Here is a 26,451-nt window from a genome sequence, read left to right on the forward strand (position 1 = left end):
AAAGCTCCCGACATGACAGGCTACCCCAACAGGAGCCCCATTGATGCGCTTTCGATACGCCGCACTCGCCGCCAGCCTTCTCGTCGCCACGCCGATCGTCGCTCAGCAGGCGATGCAGGTGCCCGGTGCAAAGGAGACCGCACGCGTCGCCGCCGGCACTTACACGGTCGATCCCGATCACACGCTGGTCGCCTGGGAAGTCGATCACTTCGGCTTCACGCCCTATATGGGCCTGTTCGGCAGCAGCACCGGTACGCTGGTGATCGATCCGAGCAACCCCAATGCCGCCAAGGTCGATATCACCATCCCCGTCGCGAAGGTCACCACCGCCAGCGCTGGGCTGACGGCGCACTTGCTCCGCGCGCCCAAGGATGCCGCGGACAAGCCCGATTTCTTCGGCCCCTCCCCTGCCGATGCCCGCTTCGTATCGATCTCGGTCGTGGCCGATGGCGACGAGGCCAAGGTGACCGGGAATCTGACGCTCAACGGCATCACCCGACCGGTCACGCTCGACGTCGAATTCTACGGCGCCGGCAAGATGCCCGCCGAGATGGGCGGCAAGCAAGGCCTCGGCTTCGAAGCCGAAACCACGATCAAGCGCAGCGATTTCGGCATCGGCTTCGCCATCCCGATGGTTTCGGACGAAGTGAAGCTCAAGATCGCCGCGGGCTTCTTCAAGAGCTAGAAGCTGCAACTGCTGCTGCCGTCCGGACCCGTCCGGACGGCGCACGCATTCCCGATCCGTCCGAAATGGACCAAATCATCCTTACCGTTTTGCTAATGGTCTTTCTCCCGGAACCTCGTGACTCGCCGCGCTTTGACCCTCGCATCGACCTTGGGGAAATACCGTGCACAATTCGAACAACGGCGCCGAGCGGCGCATAGCTGAACGCGTCAAGACGTTTCAGCTGGCCGAACTCCTGGATGCCGCGGGCGATTGCCACCGCGTCCACCTGCTGAACGTCTCGACCGGCGGCGCGATGGTCTATGGGCGCGGGCCCGGCATCGGCGCGCAGGTGCGCCTGCAGGGCCGCGTGACCTTCGGCGACGCGCGTGTGGCATGGCGCAAAGACAAATGCTTCGGCGTCGCCTTTGCCGAGCCGTTGCCCGAGACGTTCATCGCATCCGTAATCCAGGAGCAGCGCCAGTTGGTCGAGCGCGCCGCGGCGGGCATGCGCTAGCACACGAAGCGCCGTCCGCGCCCTGCCATAAACAAAACGGGCGCCCCACTCGGGGCGCCCGCTTGTTTTAGCCTGGCCTTGCCGATCAGAAGCTGAAGCGGCCCGTCACGCCATAGGTGCGCGGCATGCTCGGATAGCCCGAGATGCTGCCCGCCTGTGCCACCGACGGGAAGATCGTCGAGAGATAGCGATCGTTGGTCACGTTGCGGCCCCAGACGCTAAGCTCAAGCCCGTTCGAAACGCGGATGCCCGCCGACAGGTTGAGCAGGTTGATCTGGCGCTCCAGCCCGACTGCACCCTCGGCGATCCGCACGGCGCTGTTGTGGTTGAAATCGCCGTGCAGCAGCAGGGTGATGTCGTCGCTCAGCGGCTGGGTGAAGTTCACGCCTGCCGAGACCGAGAATTCCGGAATGCCGGCCGGGCGCGTGCCCGTCAGGTTGGTCGGAATGACGTTGAGCCCGCCACCGGCCGTGGCCGGACCGATCGCGCCGCCATTGGCGAACGAATCGTATTTCGGATCGAGATAGGTCAGTGCGAAGGTGAAGTTCAGCGCGTCCACCGGCGTGATGCTGGTGTCGAACTCGAAGCCGGTGACCGATTCCTTCTCTGCGTTGAGCAGGGAGAAGCCGGTGCCGGTGAACACGTTGCTCTGGAAGCCGAGGATGTACTGCTTGAAGGCGGCGATGTTGAACGCGAAGCGATCGAACTGCCCCTTCATGCCGACTTCATAGACGCTGGCCTTTTCCGGACCCGCGAAGCGCGAGCCTGAAGTCAGGTTAGTGACGGCCAGCCCCGCGCTGCGCAGGCGGACGAGATCGGCCGCAGTCGGGCGGCTATCGCGCGACAGATTGACCGAGCTCGCCTTGAAGCCCGTTGCATAGGTTGCGTAGAAATTGAGGTTCCGGCTCGCCTTGAACGCCGCGCGCAGCGTGTAGGAGAGGTTGCTGTCATGCGTGCGGTTGGGCTCGACGGCATTGGGCAGGTTCATGAACGGCGGCAGGAACTGCAGCGCGCGGAGGCCTGCCAGCGGGTTCGCCGCCGGATTGTTCTGATTGGCGTTGGCGAATGCCTGCACGCCCGCTGCCACGGCAGCATAGCCTGCCGGATTGGCGCCCGCGAACGCGCCGATTTCCGCCGCAGTCGCCGAACGGCCGAGGCCGAGCAGCCCGCCGACCTGCTGGGCGAGACCGCCCTGGAACAGCAGCGTGTTGCGGAACGGCGCATATTGGGCCGCATCGAGGTTGACGCCCGAGAACACGTCGGTGCTGACCACGTTGGTCGAATAGTTCTTGCGGTCGTCGGTATAGTTCAGGCCGCCGGTCAGGGTCAGGCTGTCGGTGACTTCGAAATCGACCGTGCCGAATGCCGAGAATGAGCGATCATGCAGGCGGTAATTCTCGTTCAGCCCGTCGCCGCGGCGGAAGAAGGTGTTCTGGTAGCGCGTCGGGGCACCCTCGAGCGCGCCGAAGGTGTTCTCGAGCAGGACGGCGTTGAGTGCGCCGCCGCTCGCCGCGCGGATCAGCTGATCGGCATAGGCCCGGCCGCCGGCGCCATATTGGATGCGGTTGGCCTGGCGGATACGCTCGTCGAAGAAGAACCCGCCGACCAGGAAGTTGATCGGGCCGTCAAAGTCCGACGCCAGCCGCACTTCCTGCGTGAAGGTGCCGATGTCGAGATCCGCCGAGTTGCGCTGGAGGATGTCGAGGCTGGTGAAATCCGAATCCTGATCGGTGAGCGACTTGACCTTGCGATAGGCGGTGATCGAAGTCAGGCTCAGCCCGTCGCCGAGATTATAGTTGATCTCGCCCGAGCCGCCGTAATTGTCGATCAGATTGCTCGACAGCACGTTGGTATAGACGCGATAGGAATAGGGGTTGGCGCGATCGAGATTGCCTCCCAGCGCGCCGATGATGGCGCCGGTCGGGCCGTTGATCACGTTGACCACGGCGCAGCAATTCTCGTCGATCTTGTCGTAATCGCCGATCAGGCGGATGCTGAAGTCCGAATTGGGCTCGAACAGCAGCTGGCCGCGGATGCCATAGCGATTGCGGTCGTTGACGTCGCGGTTGAGCGCCACGTCGCGAACATAGCCGTCGCGCTTGTTGTAATTGCCGCCCAGGCTGAACGCGATGGTGTCGCTGAGCGGGCCGGTCACGTTGCCCTTCACGACGATCGCATTGTAGTTGCCGTACGAGGCCTCGACATTGCCGCCGAATTCGAAGCGCGGTCGCTGCGTGACGATGCTGATGATGCCGGCCGATGCGTTCTTGCCGAACAGCGTCGACTGCGGCCCGCGCAGCACTTCGACGCGCTGAACGTTGGGAAGATCGGCGATCTGCGCCGCCGAGCGCGAGCGATAGACCCCGTCGATGAACACGCCGACCGAAGGCTCGATGCCGGCATTGTTCGCGCCGTTGCCGAAGCCGCGGATGATGAAGTTGGTGTTGGCCGAGGACTGGAGCTGCGACACGCGCAGCGACGGCACGACGGTCTGCAAGTCGATCAGGTCGCGGATCTGCGCGCGCTGGATCGTCTCGGCATTGGTGACGCTGACGGCGATCGGCGTATCGAGCAACGTGGTCTCGCGCTTGGTCGCGGTGACGACGATCTCGTCCGAACCCTGCGCGCCGGTCTCGTCCTGGGTTTCCGGCATCGGGGTTGGAGTCGGCGTCGGTGCCGGAGTGACCTGCGCCATCACCGGGGTCGCGAGGAACAGCGTGAGCGCAGTTGCGGCGAGCAATTCGAGTTTTTTCATGGGATGGATCCCCCTCCTCCGGTCCGTCCCGATCTACCCGGTGACGGCGTTGCTTTTGTTACGCGAGCAACTAACGCTGCATATTTATACCCGTCAACGGGAATGAATGGCGGAACTCCGCGGTTTCCCGCCGTTTTTCCCGAGGCGGTACAGAATGGCAACACCCCCCGGGGTCGGGAAATCGCAGTTGCCGTAGCGTAAACATGAGTTAGAGCCTGGAAGGACGAAAAATGGCGGAATATCGTGCCGAACCCGAAGACGGCGACCTCGTCGCCCCGGCGGGCAAGCTTCCGGTGCCGCCGCACGTCTCGCAGGCGATCCGCACCCTCATCGAATGGACCGGCGACGACCCCAGCCGCGAAGGCCTGCTCGACACGCCCGAGCGCGTCGCGCGTGCGTGGAAGGAATATTGCGCCGGCTATGCCGAAGACCCCGCCCACCATCTCAGCCGCGTGTTCGAGGAAGTCGGCGGCTATGACGAAATCGTCTTGCTCAAGGATATCCCCTTCCAGTCGCATTGCGAGCATCACATGGCGCCGATCATCGGCACGGCGTGCATCGCCTATCTCCCCCGCGATCACGTAGTCGGAATCTCCAAGCTCGCCCGCGTGCTCCACGCCTTCGCTCGCCGCCTTCAGGTCCAGGAGCGCCTGACCGCCGAAGTCGCCGATTGCATCTGGGAAAATCTGAAGCCCCTCGGCGTCGCCGTTGTGATCCGCGCGACGCACGCCTGCATGACTGCGCGCGGCGTCCGCACGCCCGGCGTCACCATGGCCACCAGCCGCATGATGGGCGTGTTTCGCGACGACGAGCGCAGCCGCAAGGAAGTCCTCGCACTGATGGGATTTTGACGTGAGCGCGAGCTTCTTCTGTTCCTCCCGTGGAGGAGGACGGGGACCAGCGAAGCTGGTGGAGGGGTACTCTCCGCGAGCGACGGCACGACGAGCAACTACCCCTTCACCGCCTTCGACGGTCCCCTTTGCTCTCCGCGGGAGGGTCGAGTGAGAATATTGATCACCGGCGGCGCCCGGCGCATCGGCGCGGGCATCGCCCGCCGCCTGGCGCTGCGCGGCCATGCAGTGGGAATCCACCATCACGACGCCGCCGAAGATGCCGAGGCATTGTGCCGCGCGATCGGCGATGCAGGAGGGCGCGCCGTGGCGCTTCAGGGCGAGCTGGAGGATGCCGCCACTGCCCCGGCACTGATCGCCGCTGCCCGCGAAGCGCTGGGCGGCCCGGTCGACGGACTTGTCAACAACGCCTCGCAATTCGCCTTCGACACGCTGCCGCTCAGCGATTTCGCACTGCTCGATCAGCATATGCGGATCAATCTCGGCGCCCCGATCGCCCTTGCCTCCGCGCTCGCCAGCCAGGACGATCTCGACGATGGCGCAGTGGTCAATCTGCTCGATCAGAAGGTCGCCAATCTCAACCCCGATTTCCTCACCTACACGCTGAGCAAGTCCGCCCTTACCGCCGCCACTGAATTGATGGCGCGCGGTCTGGCCCCCCGCATCCGCGTCAATGCCGTCTCGCCGGGCCTCACCCTCCCCAGCCTCGATCAGACGGCCGAGCAATTCTCCGAGCACGCCCGCCAGAATCTGCTTCAGCGCCCCGTCGCGCTCGACGATATCGCTGCCACCGTCGAGCATCTGCTCACCGCGCGCAGCATCACCGGGCAGAACGTGTTCGTCGATTGCGGCCAGCGCTTTGTCCAACGCGACGGCGACGTGATGTTCGAGGGCCGCGAGCGCCCGCATGGCTGAATACACCATTCTCCTCGAAGACCTGACGGTGACGATGGGCCTCGGCATCCACGCCGCGGAGCGCGCTGCCCCCCAGCGCGTCGTCGTCAGCGTCGCGATGACCTGCCGTTACGATTCCGCGCCCGAGGACCACATCGATGCAGTGGTCGATTACGATTTCCTCCGCGAGCAGGTTCTCGCGCTCGCCGCCTCGCGCCATTTCGAGCTGCAGGAGACGCTGTGCGATCGGGTGGCGGCGCTCGCACTGACCGATCCGCGCGTGGTGCGCGCGCAAGTCCGCTCGATGAAGCTCGACGTCTATCCCGATGCCCGCATCGGCTGCGAAGTGGTGCGCGAGCGTTGACCTTCAGGCCCGGCTATGCGGCCGCCGCATTCGCAATATTGCTCGTCGAGATCATAATCGCCCTGTTCGTCCGCGACGCATTCGTCCGCCCCTATCTGGGGGACACGCTCGCCGTTATCCTTGTCTATCTCGCGCTGCGGAGTCTCACTCCCCTCGGCGTGCTTCCCGCCACGCTCATCGCGCTGGCGATCGCCTTTGCCGTGGAATTCGGCCAATATTTCGACATGGTCGATCGGCTCGGCCTGGGCCAGATCGAAGCGGCGCGCATCGTGCTCGGCACCGGCTTCGCATTGCTCGATCTCGTCGCTTATGGTGCGGGCGCGCTCGCGATACTGGCGTTCGAGAGCTTACGCGGAAATTTGAGGAGACAATCATGACCGAGCTTACCGGACTCGAACTGCGCTCGACCATTTCGAGTGCGGGCGAACTCACGCTGAGCCTCGAACCCGTCGAGATCTCGGCGCCCGGCCCCGATGAGATCGTCGTCCGGGTCGAAGCCTCGCCGATCAATCCCTCCGATCTCGGCCTGCTGCTGGGCCCAGCCGATATGGAAACGCTGCGCGCAGGCGGCACGCCCGAACGTCCGACGCTCACGGCTGCGATCCTCGAGGGCCGGCTGCCGGCGATGAAGGCGCGGCTCGATCAGTCGCTCGCCGTCGGCAATGAAGGGGCTGGCACCGTCGTCCAGGCTGGCGCCAACGTCCAGCATCTGCTCGGCAAGCAAGTCGGCATGATCGGCGGCGCGATGTATGCCGAATATCGCAAGCTCCCGGCAATGGGCGTCATCCCGCTTCCCGAGGGTGCCAGCGCCGCGGACGGCGCCTCGATGTTCGTCAATCCGCTGACCGCACTGGCAATGGTCGAGACGATGCGCCGCGAAGGGCACAAGGCGCTGGTCCACACCGCTGCCGCCTCCAATCTCGGCCAGATGCTCAACCGCATCTGTCTCAAGGACGGCGTCCCGCTGGTGAACATCGTCCGCAATCAGGAGCAGGCCGCGATACTCCGCGAAATCGGCGCGACTTATGTCATCGACAGCAGTGCCCCCGATTTTCGCGCCACGCTCACCGACGCAATCGCCGAAACCGGCGCAACGCTGGCCTTCGACGCAGTCGGCGGCGGCAAGCTCGCCAATTCGATCCTCCACGCGATGGAAGCCGCTGCCAACCGCACCGCCGCAGAGTATAGCCGCTACGGCTCCTCGACCTGGAAGCAGATCTACATTTACGGCATGCTTGACACCGCCCCCACCGAACTCGACCGCGGCTACGGTCTCGCCTGGGGCGTCAGCGGCTTCCTGCTCACGCCCTTCCTGATGAAGATCGGGATGGAAGAAGGAATGAAGCTCCGCGCACGCGTGGCAGCCGAACTGACCACGACCTTTGCGAGCAATTATACCGCGACGATTTCACTGCGGGATGCGGTCAAGCCCGACATCGCCAAGGCCTATTTCAGGAAGGCGACGGGCGAGAAATATCTGGTCGATCCAAGCCTGTAGCCCCTGTTCCCCTGCGCAGGCACGGCCCCAGACTCGGCGCGAAGCGACGAAGTGCGCGCTGCCGCGCGGAATTGGTTGGGCCGGGCCCCTACCTTCGCAGGGGAACTAGACCCGGTTCGCCGCGCTCAACACCGCCCGGACGCTAGCCGTCGCGATGTCCGCGTCGATCCCCGCCCCGAACACGGTCCGCCCGTCCGCGGTGCGGCACTCCAGATACGCCGCCGCCTGTGCGTCCGAGCCATGCCCGATCGCGTGCTCGTTATAATCGACCACGTCGATCTCCACGCCGCATGCCTCGCGAAGCGCATCGATCACGCTCGAGATAAGCCCATTGCCGCGGCCGCTGATCGAGCGCTCCTGACCGTCGATCGCAAGCGTGCCGATAAAGGTTCGCACCCCCGCCGCGCCGCTTTCATGATAATCGACCAGCCTCATCCGGGCGTCGGCATCCGGCAGATAGGTGCGCTCGAACAACCCGCCGATATCCACCGCATTGAGCTCGCGGCTTGTCTCGTCCGCCAGCGCTTGCACATGCCGCGAGAAGTCGGCCTGCATCCGCTTGGGCAGCTTGAGCCCGCGATCCTGCTCCAGCACCCAGGCGACGCCGCCCTTGCCCGATTGCGAATTCACCCGGATCACTGCCTCGTAATCGCGGCCCAGATCCTTGGGGTCGATCGGCAGATAAGGCACGTCCCAGATCTCGTCGTTGCGCGCGTCCTGCGCCGCAAAGCCCTTCTTGATCGCGTCCTGATGACTTCCCGAAAAGGCCGTGAACACCAGTTCGCCCGCATAAGGATGCCGCGGATGCACGGGCAGCTGATTGCAATATTCGACCGTCTGGATGACCTCGTCGATGTTCGAGAAACTGAGCCCCGGATCAATTCCTTGCGTGTACATATTCAGCGCGACTGTCACGAGATCGACATTGCCCGTCCGCTCGCCATTGCCGAACAGGCACCCCTCGACCCGGTCGGCGCCCGCCAGCAAACCAAGCTCGGTCGCCGCCACGCCGGTGCCGCGATCGTTATGCGTGTGCAGGCTGATCACCACGCTCTCGCGATTCCGAATATTGCGCCCGAACCATTCGATCTGGTCGGCATATACATTGGGCGTCGCGCATTCGACCGTCGCGGGCAGGTTGAGGATCAGCGGGCACTGGGGCGTCGGCCGCAGGACTTCCATCACCGCCTCGCAGACCTCCACCGAGAAATCCAGTTCGGCGGTCGAGAAGGTCTCGGGCGAATATTCGAAATGCCATTCGGTATCGGGCTGCTTCGCCGCCTCGTCGCGCAGCACCTTGGCGCCCGCGACTGCGATCTCGCGCACTTCGTCGCGGCTCATCCCGAACACGATGCGTCGCCATGCCGGCGACACCGCATTGTACAGATGCACGATCGCCTTCTTCGCGCCCTTAAGCGACTGAAAGCTGGTCTCGATCAGATCCTGCCTTGACTGGGTCAGCACCTGGACGATCACATCATCCGGGATGCGCCCGTCACGCACCAGCCCCGAGATGAAGTCGAATTCGGTAGCGCCGGCGCTTGGAAAGCCGACTTCGATTTCCTTGACGCCCACCCGGCACAGCAATTCGAAGAAGCGCGTCTTTTTCTCGCCGTCCATCGGGTCGATCAGCGCCTGATTGCCGTCGCGCATATCGGTTGAAAGCCAGCGCGGCGCGCGAGTGATCGTGCGGCCCGGCCATTGGCGGTCCGGCAAGTCGATTTGCGGAAAGGGTCGGTATTTGACGCTGGGGTCGCGCAACATGGCTCAAACTCTCGGAAAAGCGGTCGGGTAAGGTTGAAAGGCCCTTAAGAGACGCGCGCGCAGCGACACAGCCCCTTAAGGGCGGATAAGTCGCAGTCCGAGAAGCGCTGCAGCCATCATGATGGCGTCACTCTTGCCGCGCGCGCCGCCGCTTGTCCACCGCTGCCGCGCGCAGGAAATCTTAAGCCCTGCCCTATAGCGCCTATCGGCAGCAAAAAAGGACAAGGATTGAACATGTTGCAGCTTGTATATGTAAGCAGCGCCAATCCGCGTGAAACGGTTGATCCGGCCCGCATCCTCGCCACCTCGCGCCGCAACAACCACCGCGACAGCATCACCGGTCTGCTCTATTCGGATAACGCCCGCTTCCTCCAGGTGCTCGAAGGTCCCGAGGCCAAAGTGGAAGAAAGCTTCGCGCGCATCCAGACCGACACCCGCCACCGCGCGCTGGTCGTGCTCTCGCGCCGCTCGATCGACGCACGCGAGTTCGGCAATTGGGACATGGCGCATTACACGCCGGGAAGCGATGCCGAAGCCTTTATCGAGCGGATCTCACAGCTCGCGGGCAACGCTTCGCCAGATGTCCGCGGCACTTTCGAAGGCTTTGTGCAGGCCCGCCGCGCGGCTTAGAGCGCGTTTCCGGCGGGGGCCGCCGCGTCCACCGGAGTGGTGGCTGTTTCGCCGGGCTCGGCATCGCTCTCGGGTGTCGGCTGCGGCGTCGGCGTATCGCTCGGCCGCGGCGTGGGCGTGGCGACGATCTCCGCAACCGGCGGGGCTTCCGAATAATTGGTGCCCGTAGTCCCGCCGCCGCCGCATGCGGCCAGCATCAGCAATCCGCCCAGCATCACCACCGCCCGCATGCCCGCTCTCCCTTAGCCTAACCTACGATAGCACGCCCGGCGCACCCGTCCACCCGCGCAACCCACCGCGCGCTCGTGCGCTGTCTCCCCGAAGGAGAAGACCGTGGCCGAACATCTCAAAAAGGGCGATCGCGTCAGTTGGAAATCGCATGGCGGCACCGCAGAGGGCAAAGTCCTCTCTAGACAGACGCACGATACCAAGATCAAAGGGCATCAGGTACGTGCATCGGAGGACGATCCGCAATATATCGTGCGGAGCGACAGCGGCGGGAGAGCGTCGCACAAGCCGACTGCGCTTACCAAGGTCTAGCCCGGCTACGGGCACGAACAGGAGATGATAATATGGCCGAGACCAAAGCACGCGGCGGCATCGCCAAGCCCGTCAAGCCCTCGCCCGAGCTGGCGAAGATCACCGGCCCGGATTCGCTTCCGCGCAGCGAAGTGGTGAGCAAGATGTGGGCTTACATCAAGAAGAACAACCTCCAAAACCCTGCAAACAAGCGGGAAATTATCGCTGACGACACGCTGAAGCCGATCTTCGGTGTCGACAAGTGCACCATGTTCGAGATGAACAAGCTGCTTTCGAAGCACATGAGCTAAGCCGCAGGCCGGCGCCTTGCCGGCCAGCGCTGCGACAATATGGGGCGGCCCTCTATCTGGGGGGTTGCCCCATTCTCGTTTGAAGCTCGGCGGCGTAGCCGCGGCCTTCTACTCAACGATCGACGGTGATCTGGATACGCAGGACTCGGCTCCCCTTGGATTGCTCCGATGCCGATTCCTCCAGCGCGAATTCGAGCCCCGAGCCGGTCACACGCGTCTCGGAGACGCCCTTGCGCTTGTTTTCCACAGCAATTTTCGCATCCGGAAGGCACGCGGCAATCCGCCCGGCAACAGCCTCGCGGCTGCTCTCGGGCGATGAAATGTCCTGCTGGCAGAAATAGCCGACGCCCGCGGGGAAGCAGCCCCACTGCAACAGGCTCGGCTTGAAGTCCGCATCGCGCAGCGTCTGGAACGGAATGGGCTCGCGCCCGCCCTCGACCAACTTGGCGACATCGTCGCAAAACGGATTGGCCAGCGAGGTCAGTGCAAACAGTGCGGCGGCGAAATGCATATCGGGTCCTTATCTCTATTCAATCCCTCGCACGGCTGGCATTGCCGGGCTCTGAACGGAGACAACGCATGGCCGAACGATTTGAGCGCCACCGCCAGCCCTGGCGGACCGATGAAATCCAGAAACTTCATACGCTCGCGAAAAAGGGCATGCCCCTTCGCGGCATCGCCAAGGCCCTCACCCGCAGCGAGGAATCGGTCAAGGAACGCGCCAAGCTCGACGGGCTGAGCATCGCCAAGCTGCATTGAGAAGATGGGAGCAACGCTTCTTCCTCCCCTCCCTGCCAGGGAGGGGAGAATGAACCAATACGACGCCATCATCCTCGGCGCGGGCGCCGCCGGGCTGATGTGTGCGCTCACCGCCGGCCAGCGCGGCCGCCGCGTGCTGCTGGTCGATCACGCCGATCAGGTCGGGAAGAAAATCCTGATCTCGGGCGGGGGTCGCTGCAACTTCACGAATATCGGCACCGATCCGAGCCGCTACCTTTCCGCCAATCCGCATTTCGCCAAGTCCGCGCTCCGGCGCTACACCGCGCAGGACTTCGTCGATCTCGTCGAGCGTCACGGCATCGCCTGGCATGAAAAGACCCTCGGCCAGCTCTTCTGTGACGGCTCGGCACGCCAGATCGTCGATATGCTGATAGGCGAATGCGCGATCGGGGGCGTCGAGATATGGCTGGGCCACCCGGCGACGGTCGATCATGCCGACGGACGCTACCGCATCGCCTGCGGCCATCGCACCGCCGAGGCTCCTGCGCTGGTCATCGCCACCGGCGGACCCTCCATTCCCAAGATGGGCGCGACCGGCTTCGCCTATGATCTCGCGCGCCAGTTCGGCCTCAAGATCATCGAGCCCCGCCCTGCGCTGGTGCCTCTCACGCTCATTGGCGAACAAGCCTTGTTCAAGGAGCTGTCGGGCGTCGCGACGGAAATAGTCGCGCGCCACGGCAAGACCGCGTTCCGCGAAGCTGCGCTGTTCACCCATCGCGGCCTATCCGGCCCCGCAATCCTCCAGATCTCGTCCTATTGGCGCCACGGCGATCCAGTCGCGATCGATTTCCTGCCGACACGCAAGCCCGGCTGGCTCATCGAAGCCAAGCGCACCCGCCCCCGCACGACCCTGCGCAAGCTCCTCGGCGAAGCCCTGCCCGACCGCCTTGCCGCCGAACTCGCCGAGCAACTCGCGCTCCCCGGCGAACTCCACAACCAGTCCGACCGTGCCATGACCGCAGCCGAAATCCGCCTCGCCGCCTGGAGCTTCATTCCCAACGGCACCGAAGGTTATGCCAAGGCCGAAGTAACCGTCGGCGGGATCTCCACCGCCGAACTCTCCTCGCAGACGATGGAGGCGCGGAAGGTCCCCGGTCTCTACGCTATCGGCGAGGCCGTGGACGTCACCGGCTGGCTCGGCGGCTATAATTTCCAATGGGCCTGGGCCAGCGGCTGGGCGGCTGGCCAGGCCCTATGAAGCGAGGCCGTCGAAAAGCTGGCGCCCGCACCAATTCCTGCAAAAAGCGCAACGCCCGCGACCCCAGCCTTTACATATAGCTTGCCCTTTGGCCGTCGCGCGCCCATCTGCACGCTTCCATGCCATTCTCGACTCTCCCCACGCTTCTCGCCGAAGCGCTCGCAGCGCGTGGCTATGCCGCGCCCACGCCCGTCCAGGCCCAGGTCATCCAGCCCGAAGCACAGGGCCGCGACCTTGTCGTCTCCGCACAGACCGGATCGGGCAAGACCGTCGCCTTCGGCCTCGCAATGGCCGATCAGCTGCTCGGTGAGGATGGCCGCGTCGTGCCGGCCCGCGCGCCGCTTGCCTTGATCATCGCTCCCACGCGCGAACTCGCGCTCCAGGTCAGCCGCGAGCTGATGTGGCTCTACGGCCAGTCCGGCGCGCGCATCGCCACCTGCGTCGGCGGGATGGATGCATCGAAGGAGCGCCGCCAGCTCAATCACGGCGCGCACATTGTCGTCGGCACACCGGGGCGTCTGCGCGACCATCTCGAACGCGGCGCGCTCGATCTCTCTGCCCTCAAGGCTGCGGTGCTCGACGAAGCCGACGAAATGCTCGACATGGGCTTCCGCGATGATCTTGAAGCCATTCTCGACGCTTCGCCGTCCGAACGCCGCACCTTGCTGTTTTCCGCGACGATGCCCAAGCCGATCGTTCAGCTCGCCAAGCGCTATCAGCGCGACGCGCTGCGCATCTCGACCGTCGGCGAGGATCGCGGACACGGCGATATCCAATATCAGTGCGTCACGGTCAGCCCGTCGGAAATCGAGCATGCGGTGATCAATCTGCTTCGCTTCCACGAGGCCGAGACCGCGATCCTGTTCTGCGCCACCCGCGACAATGTCCGCCATTTGCACGCAACCCTCGTCGAGCGCGGCTTCTCCGCCGTGGCGCTGTCGGGCGAGCATAGCCAGAACGAGCGCAACGCCGCACTCCAGGCCCTGCGCGATCGTCGCGCCCGTGTCTGCGTAGCCACCGATGTGGCGGCACGCGGCATCGATTTGCCCAGCGTCACCCTGGTCGTCCATGTCGAAATGCCGCGCGACGCCGAGGCGCTTCAGCATCGCTCGGGCCGCACCGGCCGTGCGGGCAAAAAGGGCACCGCAGTGCTCATCGTCCCCTTCCAGCGCCGCCGCCGCGTCGAATCCATGCTCAAGGGCGCGCGCATCGAAGCGCAGTGGATCGATCCGCCCAGCGCCGAGGCGATCCGCGCCAATGATCGCGAGCGGCTGCTCGCCACCCTGCTCGAGCCCGTCGAGATCGAGGATGATGATCGCGAGCTCGCCGCACGCCTGCTCATTGAGAAATCGCCCGAGGATATCGCAGCCCTGCTCGTCCGCGCACACCGCGCTGCCATGCCGCAGCCCGAGGAGCTCATCCAGCAGACCCCCGAAGCGCGCCGTCAGCAGCAGCAGGACAAGCACCGCGCCGGCTTCGAGGATATCGTCTGGTTCCGCATGGATATCGGCCGCCGCCAGAACGCCGATGCCCGATGGATCCTGCCGCTGATCTGCCGCCGCGGCCATGTCACCAAGAACGAGATCGGCGCGATCCGCATCGGGCCGAACGAGACTGCGTTCCAGATCCCGCGCGCCATCGCCGCCAAGTTCAAGGATGCAATCTCGCGTACTGCCGAGGGCGACGACGATGTCCGCATCGAGCCGTCCGATGGCCCGGCAGAGGCCTCGCGCCCCGCGAACCGCCCGACGCTCCAGCGCGCGCCGAGCGGTCTCGGAGCCGATGGCCCCCGCCCCCATCGCGGCAACAACAATCGCGGAAATGACGGCCGCCCCGCCCCGCGTCATCATGCCAAGCCCGCGTTCAAGGGTGGACCAAAGGGCCCACGTCCGCGGTGAGCTCTCCCGCGCGGATCCTGGTCGACGCCGACGCCTGCCCGGTGAAGGACGAGATCTACAAGGTTGCGTGGCGGCACGAAGTGCCCGTCGTCATCGTCAGCAATAGCTGGCTGCGGGTGCCCCAGCATCCGCTGATCAGTCGCGAGGTGGTGAGCGACGGATTCGATGCTGCCGATGATTGGATCGCCGAACAGGCAAATGCCCAGTCGGTAGTGATCACGGCCGATATCCTCCTCGCCGATCGCGCGCTCAAGGCCGGCGCATCGGTACTCTCCCCCACCGGCAAGCCCTTCACCACCAGTTCGATCGGCTCGGCGATTGCGACCCGCGCGATCATGGCCGATCTGCGCGCCGGCGGCGATCAGTTGGGCGGCCCCGCCCCCTTTGCGGCCACGGACCGCTCGCGTTTTCTCCAGGCGCTAGACACCGCTCTCGTGACTCTGAAGCGACGCCCCCTTACGCAATCTTAGGATTAACCCGGCAATACCTTCTCGAAGGCGAAGAAGGGCAATCCGGGGATGAAACTACCGCTTATCGCGCCGCGCCCGCCGCGGCTCAGCGAAATGGGCGATGCGCTGCGTGCGCTTGAGGCCAGCGGCTATTACAGCAATGGCGGCCCGATCGTTCGCGAATTCGAGCGTTCGGCGATTGCCGGCTTGTTCGGTGGCGACGGTCAATGCGTTGCGGTGGGCAATGCAACGCTCGGCCTGATGCTCGCGATCCGCGAAGCCCGCACCGGCCGCAGCGGACGCTATGCCCTGGTCCCCGCCTTCACTTTCGCCGCTACCGCGCATGCCGCGATCTGGGCCGGGCTGACTCCGATCCTGGTCGATAGCGATCGCGGCAATTGGGCGATGTCCGCCGCCGCCGAGGAAGCGCTGCTTGCGCATTACGGCGATGAGATCGCGGTCATCGTCCCCTATGACACCTTCGGCGTTGGCATCGATCTCGCGCATTATCAGGCGCTTTCGGAGCGCTACGGCGTCGGGGTGGTCATCGATGCCGCCGCCTCGCTCGGCAGCCTTGACGCCGCCGGCCAAGGCTTTGGGACCGGTGCGCGCTTTTCCTGCGTGTTCTCTATGCACGCGACCAAGACCTTCGCCACTGCCGAAGGCGGGCTGATCTACAGCGCCGATCCGGATCGCATGACTGCGCTGCGCCGGATGCAGAATTTCGGCTTCGGCGCACCCCGCACCGCAACGCAGGAAGGCATCAACGCCAAGCTGCCCGAAATCTTGGGCTTGCTTGCGCTTGAGAAGCTCAAGGAGATCGACAAGGTCGCCGATCACCGAGCCGCTCTTGAGCGCGCCTATCGCAAGCGCCTCGGCGAAGATTTCACGCTGCAGACCAGTCAGGCTCGCCGCCAGGTTGCCCAGTTCATGCCGCTGTTGCTGCCTGAGGGTGCCGTTCGTCCCGCGCTCATGGCCGAACTCGCCGCGAAGGGCATCGGCTCGGGCCATTATTTCAGCCCGCATATCGGCGAGCAGCCCTATTTCCGCCAGGCGTGCATCACCGGATCGACGCCGGTCGCCAACGAAATCGCCGCGCGAATGCTCTCTTTGCCGATCACCGATGCGATGACCCTCGCCGATGTCGCAACGATCTGTGACGCGCTCCACAGTGTGGTCGGAAACTCAAGGGTGCAGGTCGCAGCTTCCCCTGCTCCGCTACGGGTCCGCACTGTCCTGATCGGCGGCGGGCCGGCGGGCATCGCGCTGCTGATTTCCGCAAGCAAGCAATCCAGGCTGCGCGCCTTCGCCGAAGGTCTCGTCCTCGTCGAACGCTCCGATTGCCTCGGTTCAGGCGAGCTGCCCGGCTACGGCATCACGTCCGATAGCACTGCCGAGACCTTCCTCAGCGCAGTGAAGGACAACCCGGAGCCATCGATCGCGGCGCTGATCAATCACCCCGGCGCGCAGGATATCGCCCGCTTCATCGGCCAACTCGGCGTGCCGCTCAATCGCACCGGCCCCTTCCTCGAAGCAATGGGCGACCGCGTCGGTGCCATCGTCCGCGAGAGCGGCGGCGAAGTGTGCCTCGAACACGAAGTCAGCGAGGCCCGCCGCACGCCTGCCGGGCTCTGGCAGGTCACGATGCGCGATCGCGCTGGCGCGGAGCGCATGGTGATCGCCGACAATATTGTTCTCGCAACGGGCGGCTATCAGTCGCCAACCGGTGTCGCCGCATCGAGCGTCGCTGGCATGCCTCTGGCCGAACGCGTCGGTGACCGGTTGATGCTCGGCGACGATCTGCTCCGCAACAATGGCATGGATCGGCTCCGCGAGCGCCTCGGCGATACCCGCGCGCCGCGCGTAGCGATCGTCGGCGCATCGACCAGCGCGATTGCCTCGGCAGTGTTGCTGCTCAAGTCCGGCATCCCGTTCGGGGCCCAGGGCCTCACCCTGCTTCACCGCGAGCCGCTGCGCCCCTGGTATCCCAATGCCGACGCCGCCCGCAGCGATGGCTTCACCGATTTCGGCGAGGACGACATCTGCTCGCTGTCGGGCTTCGTCTATCGCCTCGCCGGCTTCCGGCTCGAAGCCCGCGAATTGGTGCTGCGCATGCTGGAGGTCGGCGGCCGGACGCCCGATCCGCGCGTTCGCTTCCACCGTCTTGCCCTAGACGAAGATGCGGCAGCCGCCGCGATTCTCGGTAGTGCCGACGTGGTCGTCGCCGCGCTCGGCTATCGCCCCAACGCGTTGCCCCTGTTAGACGCGACCGGCGCGCGCATCGCCCTCACTGCCCACGCTCCCGGTCGGCCGCGCCTCACCGATCAGCAATGCCGCGTCACCGATGTCCATGGCCAGCCGATCCCCGGCGCCTATGGCATCGGCCTTGCCGCCGGCTTCGTGCCCGAAGGCCGGCTCGGCGGCGAGAAGAGCTTCAAGGGCAAGGCCAATGGTCTGTGGCAATGGCAGAACGATGTCGGCCAGTTGATCGTCGGGCAATTGCTTGGCGAACGCGCAAGGGCGGCGGCATGACTCCGGCGATCTCGGTCATCATGGCCGCGTATAACGGCGCGGCTCTGGTCGGCGAGACCATCGCCAGCCTGCTTGCCCAGACGCGGACCGATTGGGAACTCATCGTCGTCGACGATTGCTCGACCGACGATACGCTGGCCGTGCTCCGCGGAATCCAGGATCCGCGCATCACCGTCATCGCCTCGGATCGCAATCAGGGGCCCGTCCACGCCCGCAATCGCGCCTTCGCCTCGGCGCGGGGCCATTATATCGCCGCGCTCGATCAGGACGATCTGTGCACGCCCCATCGCTTCGAGCGGCAGGCGGCATTCCTCGATGCCAACCCGCAGGTTGCGCTGGTCGCCTCCGCCGCGCTCCTCCTGCAGGACGGCGATGCCGATCCCTGGCCCGGCGAGCGTTCGCTGACCCCGCCAATGATCGACTGGCTCCTGCTCACCCAAAATCCGTTGGTCTGGTCCACATCGATGTTCCGCGCCGATGCCGCGCGCCGGCTCGAACCCTTCACCCGTCCCGAATTGCGCTACGCCGAGGATTTCGACCTCTACAACCGCATCCGCGCCTTCGGCACGCTCGCGCGGATCGACGAGCCGCTGCTCGAATATCGCTGCCACCCCGGCGGCGCTTCGCAGAAATATCGCGCCATGATGCAGGCCAGCGCCGCGCGCGTCCTCGCGGGCCGCTATGCCGCGCCGTTCGGCCAGGATGCGGAGGCCAACGCCGTGCTCGTCGCCCAATATCTCATGGCGCGCGAGCCCATCGCCGATCTCGAAACCTTCGGCCAGATCTCGCGAATCCTTGTCAAGCTCCACGCCTATTTCGTCGAAACCACTTCGCTGGACGCCCAGGCGCGTATCCAGGTCGATGGGGAATATGCCCGCTTGTGGTGGATGCTCGCCCGCCCCGCATTGCGCCAGGGCCATATCGGGCTGCGCGACATACTCTCCGCCCGCCCGAACATCGTCTCGCTCGATGCCGCGGGCTCCGATCTCGTCGTGTCCCCGCTAATCGGCACCGCCCGCGCCCTCGCCCGCAGCCTGAGTGGTCGGCGGTAACACCCTGCGTAGCGGGCACTCCGCCTGCGAATACGCTTTGCTGAAACGGAAAAGGCCCGCCGCGCCGGAGCGCAAGCGGGCCTGAACCTTGACCTTACGGGGCACCCCAGAGCGCCCCGCACGGCCAGTCTTAGAACTTAACTTCGACGCCTACCGTGTACGAACGGCCGCGCGGATCGGCGACGCGCGATTCCCACGAACCGCCGGCACCGCTGTTGCCGTCATAAGTGATCGCGAAGGGCGGATCGGTGTCGAACAGGTTCCGCACGCCCATCGTGAGCTTGTAGTTCGGGCCCAGACCCAGATAGCTCGCCGAGAGGTTGTACGTCGTATAGTCCTTCACGAAGGCGTTATAGTCCGGACGGGTGACCGTGCCGTTGGCGATGCCCGGAAGCGCGCCGTTCTTGTAGCCCTTGCGGAAGATCTGGCTCAGCGAAACGACCACATCGTCGTTCGAGTAGCTCAGGAACGCATTGTGCTTCCACTTGATGCCCAGATCGCCGGCGAAGGTGAACACGCCGATCTGGCTCGGGCCATAGGCCGCAGTCGGAGTCAGCTTCTCGCGCTTCTTGAGCAGCAGCGTGCCGTCGAAGCCGGCCGAGATGCGGCCGCCCCAGGTCTCCACGCCCGCACGGCCCGAGATCTCGAGACCCTGGGTGCGGCGCGAACCGGCGTTGATCCAGCGCTGATCGATCAGCGTGACGCCGGCACCGCCGGCGCGGATGAAGCGCTCGGGGAATAGCGAAGCATTGTCGATCAGCTGGCGCAGCGTGAGCAGCTGGATCGAATTGTCCACCGCGATCGACCAGAAGTCGGCCGAAAGACTGAACAACGGAGCCGGCTGGAGGACGACACCGACGCTGAATTGCTTGGCCGTCTCCGGACCGAGATTGGCGTTGCCGCCCGTCGCGATTTCCGGACGGATCTGCGCGCAAGGCAGGCCGCTGTTGAAAGCGCTGGTCGGCACGCCGCCCGGGCAGGCCACCGGATCGGCGAGGTCGCTGCCCGCATAAGGCGAAAGCGTCACGCCGTTGAAGATCTGGTTGAACGACGGAACGCGGAAGCCGGTGTTATACGATCCGCGGAACAGCAGCTGCTCGATGGGGCGATACTTGACCGAGATCTTCGGATTGGTCGTCGAACCGAAGCCCGTATAATCGTCGATGCGCACTGCGCCGGTGATCTCGAAGCCGCGGAACAGCGGGATCAGGATTTCGGCATAGGCCGCCTTCACGGTGCGGTTCTTGGGGGTCAGCGCATTGACGTTATCGAAGGCCGCCAGGAAGATCACCGGAGCAGTCGCCGCAGCAGCAGCCGATCCGTTGAACGCATAGGTTTCCTTGCGATAGTCCACGCCGACCGCCATCTGGACATTGCCGCCCCAGATCGGGAACAGCGGGCCAGAGATCGACGCGTCGACCTGCTTCACTTCATACTGACCGCCATACAGCGTGGCGCCGCGTGCCGAAACGGACTCGAGCGCGGCGAGGCCGGCTGCGCTCTGATCGACCGAGAAGGGATTGATCAGGCCCGAATTCATCACGCCGACAAGGCCGCGGCCCGTCGTGCCGGTCGCTGCCGGAGCGAGCGGATCGTATGCGCCGTTGGCGAGCGTACCGCGATAATAATAGCCGCTGCCGAGCAACGACGAGCTCTCCGACTTCGCGTACGAAGCGCCGGCGCGATAGTCCCACCCTTCCCAGAGCGGACCTTCGAAACCGAGGGCAGCGCGAACCGTCTTGGTGTTGGTGATATATTCGCGCGGACCGCATGCGCCGCAGCGCCAGCGATACGAGATCGGCTGACCATAGCGCGCTGCCAGCGCGGTGCGCTGCGCCGGATCGGTGAAGGCGTTGAAGATCGCGTTGTAGACCGCGTTATAGGTCGGCGCGGTGGTCGCGTTCAGCGGATAGGCGATCGGCAGGTTGGTGGTGTTCGCGGTCAGCTGTGCGTTCGAGAAGCTCTTGGCCGAAGTCGCGTCCGAGCCGGTCACTTCGAGCGACATCTGATGGTCGCCGCCCAGGCTGCCCACGGCGCGCGCGAAATAGGTCAGCGTCTCGATCGGCTGCTGGATCACTGCCGCGCGGCCCGTATCCCACGAGCAGGCATAGATGGCGGTCGGCGTGTTCCACAGCCTTTCGTCATAGGCCATGCCGCCGTCATAGGATTCGCAGCCCGCGCCGCCCGGAAGGTCGAGCGGGTTGATGCCGCCTGCTGCCGCATTCGCGCCGTTCGGTGCGGTCAGCGTCAGGCCGGTCAGCAGCGTGCCGCCGGGCAGCTGAAACGCGTTCGCGCCGATATTGAAAGCAGTCGCAATCGGCGTTCCGCGCGTATCGATCGAAAGGCCGCGATTGGGCTGGTTGCCATTGACGAAGTCGCGGTCCGAACCGCGCAGGATCTTGTTCCAGCTATAGGAAACCGACCCCATGATGTTGAAGCCGTTCTCGTCCAGATCGCCGAAGCCGGCGATTCCCGAGAGGCGATAGATCTCGCCGCCGCCGCCTTCCGGAATATCGACAAAGCCGTTGGCGCCGATGCCCTGGTAATCCTTGCGGGTGATGAAGTTGATCACGCCGCCGACCGCGTCGGTGCCGTAGATGGCGGAGGCGCCGTCCTTCAGCACTTCGACGCGCTCGATCGCCGCGAACGGGATCTGGTTGACGTCGACTGCACCGCCCGAAAGGCCGTGCGCCGCAACGCGGCGGCCGTTGAGCAGGACGAGCGTGGCTGCGCTGCCCTGACCGCGAAGATTGGCCGACGAAAGGCCGTTGGTGCCGCGCTGCGCGCCCGTCGTCACGTCCGCGTTCGAAGCGAGGTTGTCCGCGCCCGAGCCGTTGGTGCTCAGGAACATGATCAGCTGCTCGGGGCTCGAAATGCCATTGCGCTGGATTTCGGCGGTGGTCACGATCTGCAGCGGCAGCGCCGAATTGTTCGGATCCTGCTTGATGCGCGAACCGGTCACCAGGATTTCCTGGCCGCGATCGGTCGACTGATCGGCGCTGGTGGTCGGCAGCGCGTTGGTCGGCGTGGTCGCTTCCGGCGCGGTGTTGTCGGTGGTGACCTGGGCGGCAGCGGGCAGCGCGCACGCCAGGGCGGCAAGCGCCGTCCCCGTGGTCAAGATGAGTTTGAGCGACGAAGCCATTATATATCCCCCTGAAGCGCGCAATTCTGGCAATGCGAACCTTTACATTAGCTAACAAAAATGTGGCAGCGCGTCATAGTATCTTTTCTTGAATCCATAACCGGCGGGCATTGATCGGCACACTCTGGCCCATAAGCGTTGCGCAGGTGCAACACTTGCCCCCTTATTGACTTTGGCGCGCCCTTTCCGGACTCACCGCCGGGCAGGAAAGGGAATGTTCGATGCCGCGTGATCTGCCCCAAATCAGGATTGCCGCGTTTGGCTGAGGTGCCAACCGGCCCGCAAGCCGATCCGCACGCGGCGGTTCCGCCGCCTGCCTTGCCGCCGGGGATCGGCCGCATGGCAGTCTATGTGCTGCTCGGCTTCTCGGCCGGGCTACCCTTTTACATGTTCTCGACCGTGCTCTCGGTGCGCCTCGCCGAGCATGGAGTGGCGCTCGCGGTCATCGGCTTTTTCGCCTGGGTGCAATTGCTCCCCACCTTCAAGTTCCTCTGGGCGCCGCTGCTCGACAAATATGATGTGCCGGGCTTTGCGCGCTTCTGGGGCAAGCGCCGTGGCTGGATCATGCTCTCGCAGCTCGGCATCTTCACTTCGATGCTGGCGATGGCGCTGACCTCGTCTGACGCCAGCCTGTGGGTCACGGCACTGTTCGCCGTCCTTCTCGCCTTCTGGACGACCACGCTGGAAGTCGCTGCCGATGCTTGGCGCATCGAGCTGGCGCCCACGCCCGAAGAGCAAGGCCCCGTCGCCGCCTCGAACCTGTGGGGTTACCGGACGGCGATGGTCGCGGCGGGCAGCGGCGCCCTCCTTTTCGCCGATGCCGCTGGCAGCATCTCGGGCACGCTGCGCGGCTTCGGCGTGGAGCCGAGCTGGACCGCTTCCTACCTGCTGATCGCCGCCGGCTCCTTCCTGCCGCTCCCGATCCTCGCTTTGCTCCCGCGCCAGCCCGGTTGCACCGGCGACCGCGGCTCGTCGCTGCTGACCGGTCTTTCGGCCAGCGTCGTTATCCTGCTCGCGCTTGTGGCGGGAACCGCGGCGATCGGCTGGGTCATCCTCAGCGCCGCTTCCGGCATCGGCATCACTGCGGACACCAATGTGCTCCCTTGGGTGCTCGGGATCGCGATGGCGCCCTTCATCGTGCTCGCTTTCGCACTCCCGTGGATCCGCGATGCCAAACCGACCGACCCGATCCGCGCCTCCACTGCGATCGGGCCTTATGCCGATTTCTTCTGGCGGTATGGCTTCCTCGCGATCGGCGTCCTCGCCTTCGTCTCGATCTACCGGATGGGAGACGTGCTCGCGCTCAATCTCTCCAAGCCGATGATCCTCGGCCTCGGCTATACCAAAACCCAGATCGGCTGGGCGGACGGCGCAGTGGCGCTGATCTCGAGCATTATCGGCGTCGGCCTGGGCGGTTGGATGGTCACCAAATGGCGTTGGGGCGTGACGCTCACGATCGGCGCGATCTTCGCCGCGATCGGCAATTTCGGCTTCGTCTGGCTTGCGCACATGCCGGTCGACCAGAACACGCTCTACCTCGCCACCGCTGCGGACCAGTTCGGCAACGGCATGGCGGGCGCAGTGTTCGTGGTGTACCTCTCCATGCTCTGCAATCCGCGCTTCCCCGGCGCGCAATATGCATTCCTCTCGGGCTTCGCCTTCCTGCTGGCGCGCCTTCTCGCCGGTGCCGGCGGCTCGATCGTCACCAAGCTCGACCAGGCAGGCTATAATGGCTTCGACCTGTTCTTCTATGCGTCAGGCGTGATCAGCCTCGCCGCGCTTCTGTTCCTGCCGCTGCTGACTAAAGCCCGGCCGAGGCCGGACGATCGAGAGCCCTTAACCGCATGACCCGTCCAATTTTTTCCACCCCGGCGAACGCCGGGGTGGTACTCCAATGAACATCGAAGCCGCCTTCGCCGCCGCCGCAGCAGCAATCGCTCAAGGCCGCATCCCCGGCGCCGCGCTCGGCGTCGTGACAGCCGACGGCCAACGCTGGACCACTCATGCCGGCCTCGCCCAGAAAATCCCCGAACCCGAGCCGCTAACCGCAGATCACTGGTTCGATCTCGCCTCGGTCTCCAAGGTCATCTTCACCACCACCGCGATCCTCAAGCTCGGAGATGAGGGCAAAATCCATCTCGACCACCCGATCACCGACGCCATCCCCGATCTGCGCCAATATGACGTCGCTAATGCCGCCGAACGCAAGCTGACCTTCCGCGACCTGCTCGCCCACCGCACCTTCTTCCCCGCCGTCGAGCCGATCTACACCTATGGCGACGATCCCCAGCGCCTGCGCGCCTTCGTCCTTCAGCGCGAATGGAAGCATGGGCCCCCGGTCTATTCGGATATCAACTTCATCCTGCTCGGCATCGCCATCGAGCGGATTACCGGAAAGTCCCTGCGCAAATGGCCGCTGGGCGCGGGCCTGACCTTCGGCCCGCCCCCCGGCCCCGCCGTCGCCACCGAATTCTGCAACTGGCGCGGCCGCATCCTCAGGGGCGAAGTGCATGACGAGAATTGCGCGGCGCTCGGCGGCGACACCGGCCATGCCGGACTGTTCGGGACGATGAGCGGCGTGCTCGATTTCGCCCAAGGCCTGCTCGACGGCAGCGGCGCCGGCCCCGCAATGCTCGAAGCCATCCGCACCCCGCAATACGAGCACCGCACCTGCGGCTGGGAGCGCAAATTCCCCGGCTGGTCTGGCGGTCAGGCCTGCTCGGACGAGACCATCGGCCATACTGGTTTCACCGGCACCGGGCTTTGGATCGATTTCGCCCGCGGCCTCGCCTGGACCTTGCTCACCAACCGCGTCCACCCGACGCGCCATTTCGACAGCGGCATCTTCGACCTGCGCCCGGCGACGGGCGATGCGGTGATTGCGGCTTTTGGAATTTCAGGCGAACGGTCGCCATAAGAAACCCCCGTCACCCTGAACTTGTTTCAGGGTCCAACCCTCCACCAGCCATGCCATTGCTTGTTGCGCGATGGATGCTGAAACAAGTTCAGCATGACGGAAGAATTTAGGGAGTCCCCATGATCTCGTTGCTAGCCCTGACCCTCGCCCTCGCCGCCGCGCAGGACGACCCCGTTACTCCTGCCGATCGGCTCGCGCACGAGCAGATGCTGACCCTCGACACCCATCTCGACACGCCCGAATTGTTCGAGCATCCCGGCTGGGAGTTCGATCGCTGGCATGACCGCGACTTCGACAAGAGCCAGGTCGATGTCCCCCGCATGGAGCAAGGCGGCCTCGATGGCGGCTTCTTCGTGATCTACACCGGGCAAGGCGAGCTCACCCCCGAAGCCTATGCCAAAGCGCGCAACGCCGCCCTGGTGCGCGCCAACTGGATCCAGCGCGTCGTCGCGGCCCACCCTGACAAGCTGGAATTCGCGACCACCGCAGCCGACGCCGCGCGGATCGCGAAAAGCGGCAAGCGCATCGTCTATCAGAGCATCGAGAACAGCTATCCAATCGGCGAGGACGTCAGCCTGCTCGGCTATTTTCATCATCTCGGCGTCCGCATGGCGAGCCCGGTGCATTTCCGGAACAATCAGTTCGCTGACAGCGCCACCGACAAGATCAAGAAATGGGGCGGCTTCTCCCCCCTCGGCAAGCTGTGGATTGCCGAGATGAATCGGCTCGGCATGGTGGTCGATGTCAGCCATGCATCCGATGATGTTTTCGATCAGGCGCTGGCGCTGTCCAAGACGCCGATCATCCTCTCGCATTCCGGCCCCCGCGCGATTTACGACCATCCCCGCAACCTCGATGACGAGCGCATGCGCAAGCTCGCCAGGGCCGGCGGCGTGATGCAGATCAACAGCGTCTATCTGGTGGCGGGCGACAGCAACAAGGCGCGGAACGCCGTCCAGGACCGCCAGGACGATTGGTGGGTGCTTAGCGAGGCCCAGCAGCGCAAGCTGATCGCGGACAAGGCCGTGGCCGACGCGACCGATCCCTATATCGGCGCGGACTTCGAACTCTTCATGAAGAGCCTGCTCCACGCCATCGCGGTGATGGGCGTCGACCATGTCGGTATCGGCGCAGACTGGGATGGCGGCGGCGGCGTGCGCGGCATGGAAGACATCACCGCCCTCCCCAAGATCACCGCGCGCCTCCGCAAGGAGGGCTTCAAGGATGCCGATATCGAGAAGATCTGGAGCGGCAACATATTGCGCCTGCTCAAGGCTGCCGAGGATTACGCCGCCAGAGCCAAGTAGGCGCTGGTTATACGGCAATTTTTGACACCCTTTGCTAAAGCGGGGATATTCCCGGCATCCATCATAGGAAACGCCAGATGCTCCTGACCCTCTTGACGGCCGCAATGGCGGCAACCGGCTTCGGCATTGTCGCGCAGGACGTTCCCCAAGCCGCACCCACGGCGCAGGACGGGGTCGTCATCGTCGAGGGCCAGCAACAGGCGCGCAACAAGCGGGTCTGCAAGCGGTCGACGGCCACCGGTTCGATCATGCAGAAAGTCACCTGCAAGACCGCCGGCGAATGGGAAATCGAGCGCGACCGCCAGATCGCTCAGGCTGAGCGAGCGCGGATGAGCGGATTAATGGCCGACGAAAACCGCCGCATCAGCGTCGATGAGCCGCTACTCGCCCCGAAGTGACGAATTAGACG

At 64.9% G+C, this 26,451-nt stretch carries 25 protein-coding genes; 20 read left to right on the forward strand and 5 right to left on the reverse strand.

The genetic code is table 11. The annotated features are described in order from the left end of the window. Window positions 1–43: 43 nt before the first annotated feature. Entirely contained in the window at window positions 44–685 is a 642-nt protein-coding gene (locus ACZZZM_RS14645) for a YceI family protein (protein WP_463595814.1), read from the forward strand. A 163-nt stretch (window positions 686–848) separates the two neighbouring features. Next, complete coding sequence (locus ACZZZM_RS14650; protein ID WP_463595815.1) at window positions 849–1,181, forward strand: PilZ domain-containing protein; 333 nt, start codon at window positions 849–851, stop codon at window positions 1,179–1,181. Between the two features lie 85 nt (window positions 1,182–1,266). Here the strand turns inward: ACZZZM_RS14650 and ACZZZM_RS14655 are convergent, their stop codons facing one another. Further along, window positions 1,267–3,936, reverse strand: coding sequence for a TonB-dependent receptor (locus ACZZZM_RS14655; RefSeq protein WP_463595816.1), 2,670 nt, complete (start codon window positions 3,934–3,936; stop codon window positions 1,267–1,269). Window positions 3,937–4,166: 230 nt separating this feature from the next. Here ACZZZM_RS14655 and folE point away from each other — a divergent pair, with 230 nt between their 5' ends. The 5 genes from folE (at window position 4,167) to ACZZZM_RS14680 (ending at window position 7,543) form a co-directional block, all read left to right on the forward strand. After that, a complete protein-coding gene (gene folE, locus ACZZZM_RS14660; RefSeq protein WP_463595817.1) occupies window positions 4,167–4,787 on the forward strand; it encodes a GTP cyclohydrolase I FolE in 621 nt (206 codons plus the stop codon). A 150-nt stretch (window positions 4,788–4,937) separates the two neighbouring features. Next, complete coding sequence (locus ACZZZM_RS14665) at window positions 4,938–5,702, forward strand: SDR family oxidoreductase (RefSeq protein ID WP_463595818.1); 765 nt, start codon at window positions 4,938–4,940, stop codon at window positions 5,700–5,702. Beyond that, on the forward strand, window positions 5,695–6,045 hold the full coding sequence (locus ACZZZM_RS14670; RefSeq protein WP_463595819.1) for a dihydroneopterin aldolase: 351 nt from the start codon (window positions 5,695–5,697) through the stop codon (window positions 6,043–6,045). Before ACZZZM_RS14665 ends, ACZZZM_RS14670 begins: the two co-directional genes overlap by 8 nt. Beyond that, window positions 6,042–6,422, forward strand: coding sequence for a ribosomal maturation YjgA family protein (locus tag ACZZZM_RS14675; RefSeq protein WP_463595820.1), 381 nt, complete (start codon window positions 6,042–6,044; stop codon window positions 6,420–6,422). Before ACZZZM_RS14670 ends, ACZZZM_RS14675 begins: the two co-directional genes overlap by 4 nt. After that, complete coding sequence (locus ACZZZM_RS14680; RefSeq protein ID WP_463595821.1) at window positions 6,419–7,543, forward strand: zinc-binding dehydrogenase; 1,125 nt, start codon at window positions 6,419–6,421, stop codon at window positions 7,541–7,543. The genes ACZZZM_RS14675 and ACZZZM_RS14680 overlap by 4 nt, the downstream gene beginning before the upstream one ends. A gap of 105 nt (window positions 7,544–7,648) precedes the next feature. Here the strand turns inward: ACZZZM_RS14680 and leuA are convergent, their stop codons facing one another. Next, window positions 7,649–9,307 (reverse strand): 2-isopropylmalate synthase, encoded by a 1,659-nt coding sequence (leuA, locus tag ACZZZM_RS14685; protein ID WP_463595822.1) that lies wholly within the window; start codon window positions 9,305–9,307, stop codon window positions 7,649–7,651. Between the two features lie 234 nt (window positions 9,308–9,541). Between leuA and ACZZZM_RS14690 the strand changes: the two genes are divergently transcribed. Beyond that, complete coding sequence (locus ACZZZM_RS14690) at window positions 9,542–9,937, forward strand: BLUF domain-containing protein (protein ID WP_463595824.1); 396 nt, start codon at window positions 9,542–9,544, stop codon at window positions 9,935–9,937. Here ACZZZM_RS14690 and ACZZZM_RS14695 read toward each other — a convergent pair. After that, on the reverse strand, window positions 9,934–10,167 hold the full coding sequence (locus tag ACZZZM_RS14695) for a hypothetical protein (RefSeq protein WP_463595825.1): 234 nt from the start codon (window positions 10,165–10,167) through the stop codon (window positions 9,934–9,936). The genes ACZZZM_RS14690 and ACZZZM_RS14695 overlap by 4 nt on opposite strands. Window positions 10,168–10,270: 103 nt before the next feature. Here ACZZZM_RS14695 and ACZZZM_RS14700 point away from each other — a divergent pair, with 103 nt between their 5' ends. Together ACZZZM_RS14700 and ACZZZM_RS14705 are read left to right on the forward strand one after the other, a co-directional pair. Then, a complete protein-coding gene (locus tag ACZZZM_RS14700; protein WP_463595827.1) occupies window positions 10,271–10,477 on the forward strand; it encodes a hypervirulence associated TUDOR domain-containing protein in 207 nt (68 codons plus the stop codon). Between the two features lie 32 nt (window positions 10,478–10,509). Next, window positions 10,510–10,767 (forward strand): SWIB/MDM2 domain-containing protein, encoded by a 258-nt coding sequence (locus tag ACZZZM_RS14705; RefSeq protein ID WP_463595828.1) that lies wholly within the window; start codon window positions 10,510–10,512, stop codon window positions 10,765–10,767. Window positions 10,768–10,879: 112 nt separating this feature from the next. Here ACZZZM_RS14705 and ACZZZM_RS14710 read toward each other — a convergent pair whose 3' ends face one another. Continuing rightward, the gene (locus ACZZZM_RS14710) at window positions 10,880–11,278 is read right to left on the reverse strand and encodes a hypothetical protein (RefSeq protein WP_463595829.1); all 399 of its coding nucleotides are present in this window, start codon (window positions 11,276–11,278) and stop codon (window positions 10,880–10,882) included. A 68-nt stretch (window positions 11,279–11,346) separates the two neighbouring features. Between ACZZZM_RS14710 and ACZZZM_RS14715 the strand changes: the two genes are divergently transcribed. From ACZZZM_RS14715 to ACZZZM_RS14740, 6 genes are all read left to right on the forward strand, one after another. Beyond that, window positions 11,347–11,526: a hypothetical protein gene (locus ACZZZM_RS14715; RefSeq protein ID WP_463595830.1), complete on the forward strand. Its 180-nt coding sequence runs from the start codon at window positions 11,347–11,349 to the stop codon at window positions 11,524–11,526. Between the two features lie 49 nt (window positions 11,527–11,575). Then, on the forward strand, window positions 11,576–12,745 hold the full coding sequence (locus ACZZZM_RS14720) for a BaiN/RdsA family NAD(P)/FAD-dependent oxidoreductase (protein ID WP_463595831.1): 1,170 nt from the start codon (window positions 11,576–11,578) through the stop codon (window positions 12,743–12,745). A 119-nt stretch (window positions 12,746–12,864) separates the two neighbouring features. Then, on the forward strand, window positions 12,865–14,643 hold the full coding sequence (locus tag ACZZZM_RS14725; protein ID WP_463595833.1) for a DEAD/DEAH box helicase: 1,779 nt from the start codon (window positions 12,865–12,867) through the stop codon (window positions 14,641–14,643). Then, window positions 14,640–15,113 carry a YaiI/YqxD family protein gene (locus ACZZZM_RS14730; protein ID WP_463595834.1) on the forward strand — a complete coding sequence of 158 codons (474 nt, stop codon included), beginning with the start codon at window positions 14,640–14,642 and terminating at the stop codon, window positions 15,111–15,113. The genes ACZZZM_RS14725 and ACZZZM_RS14730 overlap by 4 nt, the downstream gene beginning before the upstream one ends. A 48-nt stretch (window positions 15,114–15,161) precedes the next feature. After that, complete coding sequence (locus tag ACZZZM_RS14735) at window positions 15,162–17,624, forward strand: DegT/DnrJ/EryC1/StrS family aminotransferase (RefSeq protein WP_463595835.1); 2,463 nt, start codon at window positions 15,162–15,164, stop codon at window positions 17,622–17,624. Then, window positions 17,621–18,676: a glycosyltransferase family 2 protein gene (locus tag ACZZZM_RS14740; protein WP_463595836.1), complete on the forward strand. Its 1,056-nt coding sequence runs from the start codon at window positions 17,621–17,623 to the stop codon at window positions 18,674–18,676. Before ACZZZM_RS14735 ends, ACZZZM_RS14740 begins: the two co-directional genes overlap by 4 nt. 130 nt (window positions 18,677–18,806) lie before the next feature. Here the strand turns inward: ACZZZM_RS14740 and ACZZZM_RS14745 are convergent, their stop codons facing one another. After that, window positions 18,807–21,818: a TonB-dependent receptor domain-containing protein gene (locus tag ACZZZM_RS14745; protein WP_463595837.1), complete on the reverse strand. Its 3,012-nt coding sequence runs from the start codon at window positions 21,816–21,818 to the stop codon at window positions 18,807–18,809. Between the two features lie 267 nt (window positions 21,819–22,085). On the opposite strand from ACZZZM_RS14745, the gene ACZZZM_RS14750 reads away from it, so the two are divergent. The 4 genes from ACZZZM_RS14750 (at window position 22,086) to ACZZZM_RS14765 (ending at window position 26,440) form a co-directional block, all read left to right on the forward strand. Further along, on the forward strand, window positions 22,086–23,666 hold the full coding sequence (locus ACZZZM_RS14750; protein ID WP_463596456.1) for an MFS transporter: 1,581 nt from the start codon (window positions 22,086–22,088) through the stop codon (window positions 23,664–23,666). A 46-nt stretch (window positions 23,667–23,712) separates the two neighbouring features. Then, window positions 23,713–24,735, forward strand: a complete 1,023-nt coding sequence (locus tag ACZZZM_RS14755) for a serine hydrolase domain-containing protein (RefSeq protein WP_463595838.1) — start codon at window positions 23,713–23,715, stop codon at window positions 24,733–24,735. A 119-nt stretch (window positions 24,736–24,854) separates the two neighbouring features. Beyond that, entirely contained in the window at window positions 24,855–26,042 is a 1,188-nt protein-coding gene (locus ACZZZM_RS14760) for a dipeptidase (protein ID WP_463595839.1), read from the forward strand. A 77-nt stretch (window positions 26,043–26,119) separates the two neighbouring features. Next, the gene (locus tag ACZZZM_RS14765; protein WP_463595840.1) at window positions 26,120–26,440 is read left to right on the forward strand and encodes a hypothetical protein; all 321 of its coding nucleotides are present in this window, start codon (window positions 26,120–26,122) and stop codon (window positions 26,438–26,440) included. The last annotated feature ends 11 nt before the right edge of the window (window positions 26,441–26,451 follow it).

Source organism: Sphingomonas sp. AC522, assembly GCF_979258125.1.